Origin of the sequence: Pedobacter sp., from assembly GCF_035566355.1 — a bacterium.
Taxonomy (GTDB): domain Bacteria; phylum Bacteroidota; class Bacteroidia; order Sphingobacteriales; family Sphingobacteriaceae; genus Pedobacter.
In genome coordinates, this window is record NZ_DATMRL010000198.1 from 1 (window position 1) to 7776 (window position 7776).

At 39.9% G+C, this 7776-nt stretch carries 9 protein-coding genes; 5 read left to right on the forward strand and 4 right to left on the reverse strand.

What is annotated here, in order from left to right; genetic code table 11:
• Positions 1-294, forward strand: a 294-nt coding sequence (locus VNZ46_RS07755; RefSeq protein WP_325559505.1) for a C40 family peptidase, incomplete at its 5' end; no start/stop codon positions are given.
• On the opposite strand, the gene VNZ46_RS07760 is transcribed toward VNZ46_RS07755, so the two are convergent.
• Positions 291-1184: a flavin reductase family protein gene (locus VNZ46_RS07760; protein WP_325559506.1), complete on the reverse strand. Its 894-nt coding sequence runs from the start codon at positions 1182-1184 to the stop codon at positions 291-293. The two genes, VNZ46_RS07755 and VNZ46_RS07760, sit on opposite strands and share 4 nt — an antisense overlap.
• Entirely contained in the window at positions 1184-2179 is a 996-nt protein-coding gene (locus tag VNZ46_RS07765) for a fumarylacetoacetate hydrolase family protein (protein ID WP_325559507.1), read from the reverse strand. Before VNZ46_RS07765 ends, VNZ46_RS07760 begins: the two co-directional genes overlap by 1 nt.
• Before the next feature lie 397 nt (positions 2180-2576).
• On the opposite strand from VNZ46_RS07765, the gene VNZ46_RS07770 reads away from it, so the two are divergent.
• From VNZ46_RS07770 to VNZ46_RS07780, 3 genes are all read left to right on the forward strand, one after another.
• Positions 2577-3743 (forward strand): homogentisate 1,2-dioxygenase, encoded by a 1167-nt coding sequence (locus tag VNZ46_RS07770; RefSeq protein WP_325559508.1) that lies wholly within the window; start codon positions 2577-2579, stop codon positions 3741-3743.
• A gap of 66 nt (positions 3744-3809) precedes the next feature.
• Complete coding sequence (gene hppD / locus VNZ46_RS07775) at positions 3810-4940, forward strand: 4-hydroxyphenylpyruvate dioxygenase (RefSeq protein ID WP_108553563.1); 1131 nt, start codon at positions 3810-3812, stop codon at positions 4938-4940.
• Between the two features lie 176 nt (positions 4941-5116).
• Positions 5117-6025 (forward strand): YihY/virulence factor BrkB family protein, encoded by a 909-nt coding sequence (locus VNZ46_RS07780; RefSeq protein ID WP_325559509.1) that lies wholly within the window; start codon positions 5117-5119, stop codon positions 6023-6025.
• Here the strand turns inward: VNZ46_RS07780 and VNZ46_RS07785 are convergent.
• Together VNZ46_RS07785 and VNZ46_RS07790 are read right to left on the reverse strand one after the other, a co-directional pair.
• Complete coding sequence (locus tag VNZ46_RS07785; protein ID WP_325559510.1) at positions 6022-6297, reverse strand: hypothetical protein; 276 nt, start codon at positions 6295-6297, stop codon at positions 6022-6024. The two genes, VNZ46_RS07780 and VNZ46_RS07785, sit on opposite strands and share 4 nt — an antisense overlap.
• A 174-nt stretch (positions 6298-6471) precedes the next feature.
• Positions 6472-7059 (reverse strand): porin family protein, encoded by a 588-nt coding sequence (locus VNZ46_RS07790; protein ID WP_108553566.1) that lies wholly within the window; start codon positions 7057-7059, stop codon positions 6472-6474.
• 149 nt (positions 7060-7208) lie between these two features.
• On the opposite strand from VNZ46_RS07790, the gene VNZ46_RS07795 reads away from it, so the two are divergent.
• Positions 7209-7776, forward strand: a 568-nt coding sequence (locus tag VNZ46_RS07795) for a histidine kinase N-terminal 7TM domain-containing protein (protein WP_325559511.1), incomplete at its 3' end; no start/stop codon positions are given.

A 7776-nucleotide genomic window follows, 5' to 3' on the forward strand; every position in this document is an offset into this window, starting at 1 on the left:
TTCGTGAGTTATGTATTTGAAAATTTTGGATTTAGTGTACCACGTTCTTCCAGGGAATTTCCTGATGCCGGAACTCCGGTGTCTCTGGAAAATGCAAAAGTTGGAGACGTTCTGATCTTTACAGGAACGAACCCACGCGTCCGAAAAATCGGGCACGTAGGTATCATTTATTCTATTAATGGTAATGAAATCAAGTTTATCCACTCTACTTCCGGAAAGGCGCATGGTGTAACCATTACTCAGATGGATGACTACTACCGTAGCAGATTCATTAAAGCAGTTAGTATCATCTAAGTTTCCAAAAGCACTACTTTCAGGGCCTCCTGAACATATCCCCCCTGTAGCAATTGTTGAGCGAGTTCATGGAGCTCCCGTTCACGGGTACCCGCATCTCCTATTGTCGCATCCAGAACTTCTTTTACCGCTGGATGAAACCGGATCAGTTCTATTTCTTCCGCTTCGGGCAGTATTTCTACATTTCCCAACATACCCAGATCATTACCAGTCAGTACAAACGAGTTTCTGACCGCGTGAGGTAAGGCATCAACCCCTATTCCGAGTGTGGTTAGCGGTTTGGCTACTTTAAATAAGTTCTCTGGTGTAACCCGGCAATACCAATCTCCTCCCAAACGGGCTACCAGATCTATTTTAGCCTGGTCTATTTTGCCCTCCTCATCCAGAATCTCTTCCTTGATATGGATAAGTTTAATTTCTGCGAGTACAAGATTACCCGCGCCAGGGTTTTCGCCTAAATGGATCACCTCGGTAATCACACATTCCATTTGAACCGGCGCCTCGGCCACCCTTGGGGGTCGGACCAGCTGAGAAGGCTGCATGGTAAAACCGGCCTTCTCAAATTCATTAATCCCTTTACCGTATTCTGTACTGGCCAGACTGGTTTGTTGAACCATGGCGTAATTCACAATATTGATCACACACTCCTTCACCTCCAGTACATTTTCCAAAGTATGTTTGGTTGTATTATCTCTAACCCTTCTGGCAGGTGAAAAGATACACAAGGGCGGGTTGGTACTAAACATATTAAAGAAACTAAAAGGACTGAGATTGATATTTCCTTCCAGATCTATTGTTGTTGCAAAACAAATGGGCCTCGGTGCAATTGCATATTGTAAATAATTCTGCAATTGCGCCGGGCTCAGATCAGATGTTTTTATCGTCAGCATTATTTTTTGAGGGCAAGTATAGAAAAATCGGAATCCACTTTTTTAATAGTATTGATCAACCTGCCCAAACCGGTAATTTCCATTTCAACCTCATCACCATCTTGCAGCCATTGTGGCTTAAAATCCGGATTATTTAACAAACCAGTACCGTTCAATTCCAGGAAGCAACCCGTACCGACCGTTCCTGAACCAATCACATCTCCAGGCAAAATATCCACTCCATAGGCACAACGTTCTATGATTTCTGCAAATGTCCAGTCCATATCCGCCATATTGCCGGCAGAAACTTCCACTCCATTTACCGTGCAAATCATTTTTAGATTATAGGCGTTACCCGTATGACCAGGTTTTGGTGCCGTTTTATAAGCTTCCAGTTCATCTGGAGTAACCAGCCACGGACCGATCACTGTAGAGAAATCCTTCCCCTTAGCCGGGCCAAGATTCAGCAACATTTCTTCCATCTGCAATGTTCTGGCGCTCATGTCGTTCATCACCATATAACCTGCTATGTAATCGTCTGCTTCTGCAGCCGTAATATTTCTTCCTTTTTTTCCGATAACAATAGCGACCTCAAGTTCAAAATCCAATTTTTGAAAGTGATCAGGCATGCATTCTATCTCACCTGGCCCCTGAATCGCATTATGATTGGTAAAATAAAAAATAGGATATTGATCAAATTCTGCTATCATTTCCACTTTTCTATTACGTCTGGCTGCTGCCACATGCTGGCGAAAGGCATAACCGTCCCGGCACGACGTTGGGTGAGGTACTGGAGCAAGAAGCTCGAAAAAAACCTCTTCTTTAGGTGCTATTTCACCAGCTTTGATCTGAGCATCCACTTTCTTTGCCCTTTCCATCAAAACCTCTCCACCCTGCAAAAAAGCATTCATTTCATCCGGCAATTGTTTATCACAGGAATTTAAATTGTAAATGTGTCCGTTTACGAATACACCAAGATGTTCTGTGTCTTCTGTCTTATAAGATACTAGTTTCATACTTTTTACATTTAGGTACGATCTGTAACAACCAGCATTCCCTGGTACATTTCATACGGTTATTTGATTTTGACAGCCAAAGCTAGAAAAAATTAGTCCAATCCTGGTTATAAAAACTTGCAGAAATAAATAGAACTGATGGACTTGTATGGTTAAATATAAATTCATTAACTTAGCACTATAATTATGACAGACAGTAATCTTACCTATCAGAAACAGATTTCCAGCCAGATCCTGGCGGCTTTCAGGTATGCTATGCTGTCCAAGCTCATCTTTGCTCAATATTCTTTCCTTTAATATTTCTTTAGGACGTACGCTTACGCTCTGATTTACAAAACGTTTCCCGTTTTCATCTGTTTTTAACAAAGTTATTTACGTTAACCAAATATCTAACGATATGCCTATATATCACACTTTAGGATCAATTCCTGCAAAACGTCATACCGTTTTCCGTAAACCTGACGGCGAACTTTATGCTGAAGAATTGGTGTCTACCGAAGGGTTTTCAAGCCTTTATTCACTTGTTTATCATTGCCATCCCCCTACTATTGTAAAATCACTGGGAGAACCTTACTCCGTGGAACCAAAAATTGCCCGTGAAAAACACTTGAAACATACCAGCCTGATCGGCTTCAACATTAAGCCTGAAGACGATTACCTGAAAAGCAGAAAGCCTGTATTGGTCAACAGCGACTTGCATATCTCTCTGGCTGCGCCAAGAAAATCCATGACGGATTACTTTTATAAGAACAGTCAGGCGGATGAAGTGATCTTTATCCATGAAGGTAGTGGAACACTGAAAACGGGTTTTGGAAAGATCAAATTTGAATATGGCGATTACGTTGTGGTTCCACGCGGCACTATTTACCAGATGGAATTCAACGATGAAAACAACCGCCTGTTTATCATAGAAAGTTTCAGTCCGATACGCAGTCCAAAACGTTATCGCAACGAATATGGTCAGTTAATGGAACATTCACCTTATTGTGAAAGAGATATCAGAAAACCTACCGACCTGGAAACTATAGACGAGTTTGGTGATTTTAAAGTACTCATCAAAAAACAAGGGCTGATCTATCCTTATACTTATGGCACCCATCCTTTTGACTTTATTGGCTGGGACGGGTTTCATTATCCATGGGCTTTCTCCATCCATGATTTTGAACCTATAACAGGCCGTTTACATCAGCCACCGCCAGTACATCAAACCTTTGAAGGACATAATTTCGTGATTTGTTCTTTTGTACCCAGGAAATATGACTATCATCCTTTATCTATTCCAGCACCTTATAACCACAGCAATGTAGACAGCGATGAAGTCCTGTATTATGTGGATGGCGATTTTATGAGTCGAAAAAGCGTAGTAAAGGGACAAATCACGCTCCATCCGGGGGGTATCCCACATGGTCCTCATCCAGGTACAGTAGAAAAATCTATTGGAAAAGAAAAGACAGAAGAACTTGCAGTGATGATTGATCCTTTCCGTCCATTGATGCTGACAGAAGATGCCCTTAGCATTGAGGATGAGAGTTATCATAAAAGCTGGCAGATCAACATAGAATAAAGCCGTTATGAGTAAACACTCACAAACAGCAATGAAACGAAACTAACTCTATTAAATAAAAAAACAATGTCAACACAAACATTCGCAGAAAAGATTTCTAAAGCACAGGATTTTCTGCCCATTAATGGAACCGATTATATCGAGTTCTATGTAGGAAATGCGAAACAAGCTGCACATTACTATAAAACAGCATTTGGATTTCAATCCCTGGCTTATGCAGGACCGGAAACCGGCGTTCGTGACCGTGCTTCTTATGTACTCAAACAAGGAAAGATTCGTTTGGTCTTAACCACAGCCCTAAAATCAGAAAGTCCGATTGCAGAACATGTTAAAAAGCATGGAGACGGTGTTAAAGTACTTGCTCTGTGGGTAGATGATGCTTATAGCGCTTTTGAAGAAACCACAAAACGTGGTGCAAAACCATATTTGGAGCCTGTTACCCTGACCGATGAGCATGGTGAAGTCCGTATGTCCGGGATTTACACCTATGGCGAAACCATCCATATGTTTGTAGAGCGGAAAGCCTATGAAGGTGTATTTATACCTGGCTATCAGGAATGGAAAAGTGACTATAATCCTTCAGATGCAGGTCTGTTGTATATTGACCATTGCGTAGGAAATGTAGGCTGGCACAGAATGAATGATACGGTGAAATGGTATGAAGATGTTATGGGGTTTGTGAATATTCTTTCTTTTGATGACAAACAGATCAATACAGAATATTCGGCATTGATGAGTAAAGTGATGAGCAATGGCAATGGCTTCTCTAAATTCCCTATCAATGAACCTGCAGAAGGAAAAAAGAAGTCGCAAATTGAGGAATACCTGGAGTTCTACGAAGGTGAAGGTGTTCAGCATATTGCTGTAGCCACTAAAGATATTCTTAAAACTGTTTCTGAATTAAAATCCAGAGGGGTAGAATTTTTAAGTGCACCTCCGGAAGCCTATTATAATATGATGCCGGAACGCGTAGGCGAAATCGATGAAGAAATTGAAAAACTGAAAGCATTGGGCATATTAGTGGATTGCGATGAAGAGGGTTATTTATTACAGATCTTCACTAAACCTGTAGAAGACAGACCGACTTTGTTCTTTGAGATTATACAGAGAAAAGGGGCTCAATCCTTTGGTGCCGGGAATTTTAAAGCCCTGTTTGAATCACTTGAACGTGAACAGGAACTGAGAGGAAATCTATAGTTCTATATAAAATACTTATTCATAGTGAAAACTGAGAAGGCCGGCGAAGATTTCCCGGCTTTTCTTTTACCCCTCATTCATAACATTCTTGTTTCATTTACAAAGCTCTGGTCTATGAACATGGATTATCATAAAAAATAAGTACTTTCGGTTCAAAAAAGGCGATAAAAAGGGGAATGCTTAAGAACTGGACACATGAAATAAAGAGATTTGTAGTACATTTTAGAATTGCATTCAAATTATTTCAAAAAAACGACCCTTTACGTTTGGCCGGTGCAACTGCATTTTTTGCAAATTTCGCTCTTCCTCCTATATTAATTATACTGATCAGATTATTTGGTTTTTTTATCGACAGAAAAGTTTTGGTTAACCGTCTCTTCGAAAGGCTCTCCAATCTACTTGATGACAGCAGTATTCGACAAATAAGGCAAACTTTAAGGAATATACGGGGGCTGGATCAGAACTGGTACGCAACGTTATTTAGCTTTATCTTCTTTTTGTTTGTTGCCACTACCTTGTTCAGCGTGATCAAGAATTCTATGGACCAGATCTGGTCTATCGGCATCAAGGATAAGTCTTCCTTCTACTTTAAATTGAAATTAAGGGCCAGATCAATGGTGATTATACTTCTTGCAGGGCTGTTGTTTTTTGTAGGACTGCTTACAGATAGTATTCAGGTTTTTATCGGAGCCTATATCAAAACTGCTGCACCAACATTTAGCAAGTTCCTTCTGTTAGGCCTCAACCAGCTGTTGTTTATTGCTATTGTAACCATTTGGTTTACGGTGCTTTTCCGCTTTCTAACCAATGGAAGACCTACCTGGGCCACTTCAATCAGAGGAGGAATTTTGACTGGTGTCTTTTTTGCCATTGGCCGTTACATATTACGCATCATGCTACCTTTAAGCAACATAGGAAATATATATGGTGCTTCGGGCTCAATAGTACTTATTATGTTATTCGTATTTTATTCGTCCTTTATCTTCTATTTTGGTGCTTGCTTTGTAAAAGTCTTGAGCGAGGCCCGCAAGACTCCCATAAGGCCTATAAAAGGCGCTTTCAATTATGAGCTTAAAGAGGTTTAGCCTGCTTGCTGTACCTGCTCATAACCCTGAACTTCAAAAACGGCAAGCTGATCCAGCAAGTTATAATGTAAGGTCCCGAAGAAGTTAACAATGCCGTCTTTATTTCTACCCTCAATGCAAATGCTCTCTTTAACAATATCTTTATGCTGCCTGTTGCTGTCCTGAAGGATGGTATCTTCATCCTGAATCTTAACATCTTTAGCTTCGATAGAAAATTGTTTCAGCAGTTCAGAGAAGCTCCTGCCGTTGAGCAATAGTTCTTTAATTTTCATGGCGTTACAGTTTTTTGAATAGATTTAGTTAGCGGTTTTCAATAGCAATTTTAACGCCAAAATAAAAGGGTAACTTATTAAAAGTTACCCTTTTACACAGCTTAACAGCTTTAATTACTGTTATTCGCCAGAAAGACAATATTTCTGTTGAAAAGATGTTGATAAATAGTTTTTCTAGAACAATTTGTAAGCCAGACCAAAAGTAAATAAGTTCAACTTAGTGTCATTGTATCCGTCTCTTCCAATTTTAGAAAGTCCTTTCTCATATCTAAGATCTATGCCTAAACCACCTATATCAAGGCCTGCACCAAATTGCCATGCAAAATTCTGTCCTTTAAAATCTCCTTTAAACACGTTTCCTGCGGCGGCACCAAAAGATTGCTTATCATCCAGGATAAAGGACACCACAGGACCAGTATTTAGGCGTACTCCAATACCGGCAGCACCAATTTTGGTTCCAATCAGTACCGGAACATCTAAACTGGTAAATTTCACTTTATTTTCTCCGCCAGCATCATTGGTTAGCGTAGCATTTTTACCACTTAAGTAAAGCTCGGGTTGTAAATGTATTCCTGCGGCGCCTATACGGGCCCAAAAACCTGCATAGTAACCAGCACGGTTATCGCTATCGAATGTATTGCTGGTACTAAACTTGGAAAGGTTCGCTCCCCCTTTAATACCAAATTGGAAACTTGGTAATACTTGACTAAATGCTGCTGCGCCAACAAAAAGAAACAATGCAGAAAGTAATATTTTTTTCATAACCGGTGTTAATGTAAAGTATTTAAATTTATGTAAAACTAAGAATATTTTTAATTCGAAGTATATTATGTAAATTTATGTACTATTCTGTACTAGTTTAAAATCAGTTGTTTTATTCATGAGAAGTTATTTTTATGGTCAGTTATTAAATGGAATTTACCTTTAATTCTTACTCCCTAACGTTAATCTACTGCGGAACTATAACGCTTTTTATCTCCTATTATGTATATAACAGGGACCGGGGTGCTGTCCGATGGTTTGGATTAATGATGCTTGCCAACGCGATATGGTCACTTGGCTATGGCTTTGAACTGGCCAGTTCCACACTAACACAAATAAAGACATTCATCAATATTGAATACATTGGGATTGTTACTCTACCCCTTACCTGGTTCTTCTTTTGTTTAAAAATGACAGGGAAGGACCGCTGGTTCAAAAAACGGGTTAATCTCCTGATGACCTTATTCATTCCCGCTGCAACTTTGATTCTGGTTTGGTCTAACACTCACCATCACATCCACTACAAAGACCTGTATATCAGCCATAATAGTGATTTTCCAATGGCTGTTATCGTTCCGGGAATAGGATATAGAATTTTCACCATCTATTTTTATCTTTTGCTGGGAACAGGAAGCTATTTGCTCATCAGCAAATTCAGAAAGGCAGATCCCGTCTATAAAAAGCAAAATTACAGCATACTTGTGGGGGCACTGATCC